The sequence below is a fragment of the Humidesulfovibrio sp. genome (assembly GCF_035560995.1).
Taxonomy (GTDB): Bacteria; Desulfobacterota; Desulfovibrionia; order Desulfovibrionales; family Desulfovibrionaceae; genus Humidesulfovibrio.
Window position 1 is genome coordinate 1 of the sequence record NZ_DATMYK010000047.1, and the last position, 2,204, is coordinate 2,204.

2 protein-coding genes are annotated in these 2,204 nt (G+C 65.1%); both read right to left on the minus strand.

Annotated features, from left to right (window positions below):
- Positions 1 to 1,268: tyrosine--tRNA ligase (gene tyrS / locus VN419_RS01615; protein WP_325643746.1), on the minus strand; the 1,268-nt coding region annotated here is incomplete at its 3' end.
- Positions 1,269 to 1,283: 15 nt separating this feature from the next.
- The gene (locus tag VN419_RS01620) at positions 1,284 to 2,075 is read right to left on the minus strand and encodes a TIGR00282 family metallophosphoesterase (protein WP_325643744.1); all 792 of its coding nucleotides are present in this window, start codon (positions 2,073 to 2,075) and stop codon (positions 1,284 to 1,286) included.
- Positions 2,076 to 2,204: the final 129 nt, after the last annotated feature.

Below are 2,204 nucleotides of genomic sequence, written 5' to 3' on the forward strand. Positions count from 1 at the left end.
AGCCCGTAGTTTTTCTTGCCTTTGCGCAGCACGGAGAACGCACCAAACGTGGCGTTCACTTCGCCCAGGAAATCGGCCTCGGTGAGGACGCGGGCCTCGGTGACCTTGTCGCCGTTGATGGAGATGGCTCCGGCCTGAATGTCCTTCCTGGCCTGGCCCTTGGAGGGGCACAGGCCGAGGTCCACGAGGAGCTGCGCCAGGTCGGGCAGGGCGTTGAACTGGTAGTCGCGCGCGGGCGCGGATTCCAGCGCCGCGGCCAGGGTGCCGTGGTCGATGGAGCGCAGATCGCCCTTACCGAACAGCGCGTCCGTGGCGGCCAAGACCTTGGCCAGTTCCTCCTCGCCGTGGACCATGATGGTGGTGGCGGCGGCAAGCGCCTTCTGGGCGGCGCGTTCCTGGGGGGCGCGCTCCATCTCGGCGGCCAGCGCGTCGATCTCCTCCAGGGTGAGGAAAGTGTAATACTTGAGGAAACGCACAACATCGGCGTCCTCGGTGTTGATCCAGAACTGGTAGAAGGCGTAGGGGCTGGTGTGGGTGGCGCTCATGAAGATGGCGCCCTTTTCGCTCTTGCCGAACTTTTTGCCCGAGGCCGTGGTGATGAGGGGGAAGGTGAGCGCGAACGCGTCGCCCGCCTGCTTCTTGCGGATGAGCTCCGTCCCCGCGGTGATGTTGCCCCACTGGTCGCCGCCGCCGATCTGCAAACGGCAGCCATACTCTTTGCAGAGGTGGTAGAAATCGTAGCCCTGCAGGATCATGTAGCTGAATTCCGTGTAGGAGATGCCCACTTCCTCGCGCTCGATGCGGCCCTTGACCGAATCTTTGCCGAGCATCCAGTTGACGGTGTAGTACTTGCCCACGTCGCGCAGCAGTTCAATGGCGCTCATGTTCTTGACCCAGTCGAGGTTGTTCACCACGGTGGGTTTCTGGCCGGTGTTGCGCTCCACAAAGGCCTCGATCTGGGCCTTGATGTGCGCCACGCGGCCGGACACGGCCTCCTGGTTGGACAGCTCGCGCTCCTTGTCCTTGCCGGAAGGGTCGCCGATGAGGCCTGTGGCCCCGCCGAGCAGAAACAGGGGCTTGTGCCCGGCGCGCAGCATGCGCACCAGGGAAAGCAGCGGCACGAGGTTGCCGATGTGCAGGCTTTCGGCCGTGGGATCGAAGCCGCAGTACATGGCCTGGCCAGGGGTATCGAGGTACTTGCGCAAGCCTTCGGCGTCGGAAACCTGATGCACCAGGCCGCGCCAGGACAGTTCGTCGAAAATGTTCATCGTCACTCCGTTTTCCTAGTCTGCGTCAAAACGCCAGGCAGCGATGTTCCGCGCCTGGCCGCTCGTGTCGTCTATGTCGAGGAAGGCTCCGTTGAGGGCAACAGGGCCGTCCGCCACTTCAAACCGTTCCGGGGCCGCCGTCAAGAACTTCCGCAGGATGGGCGCAACGCTCATGCCCAGGCAGGAATCCACCGGCCCGCTCATGCCAAGATCGGTGATGAAGGCCGTGCCTTTTTTCAGCAGCCGCGCGTCATTGGTCTGCACGTGCGTGTGCGTGCCCAGCACCGCCGAAACGCGCCCGTCCAGATGCCAGCCCAGGCCGGCCTTCTCGCTGGTGGCCTCGGCGTGGAAGTCCACCAGTCGAATCTTCACGTCCGGCTCGTCCGCGTCCAACTGGGCCAGCAGCTCGTCCGCCTTGCGGAACGGGCAGTCTACCGGAGGCATGAAGGTGCGGCCCAACAGGTTCAGCACCGCCACCGGCGGCAGGCCCTCTTTCCGCAGCACGAACATGCCTCGGCCCGGCAAGCCCGGCGGGTAATTGGCCGGGCGAATGAGCCTGTCCTCTCGGCCCATGAACGAGGGCATGTCCTTGAATTTCCAGATGTGGTTGCCGCTGGTGAGGAAGTCGAGCCCGGCGTTCAGCAGTTCCTTCGCGCCATCGCCCGAAAGGCCCAGCCCGCCTGAAGCGTTCTCCGCATTGGCCATGATGAGGTCCGCGCCCACCTCGGCTCGGATCGCCGTGATGTGCTTTTTGACCGCCGTGCGGCCCGGTCGGCCCACGATGTCGCCCAGGAACAGGATGCGCATGGCGCGGAGCTTACCCGAGGCCGGGAGGCGGGGCAAGGAGAGAACAAGGGGCGCCGCCCCTTGACCCCGCTGGGGCGCTGCCCCAGGCCCCGCCAGGGGGTATGCACCCCCTGGACCCGCAGGGCGAAT

What these genes read in the sequence shown, in the direction of transcription:
- VN419_RS01620 (WP_325643744.1), bottom strand. Translation starts at nt 2,075, where the DNA reads ATGCGCATCCTGTTCCTGGGCGACATCGTGGGCCGACCGGGCCGCACG.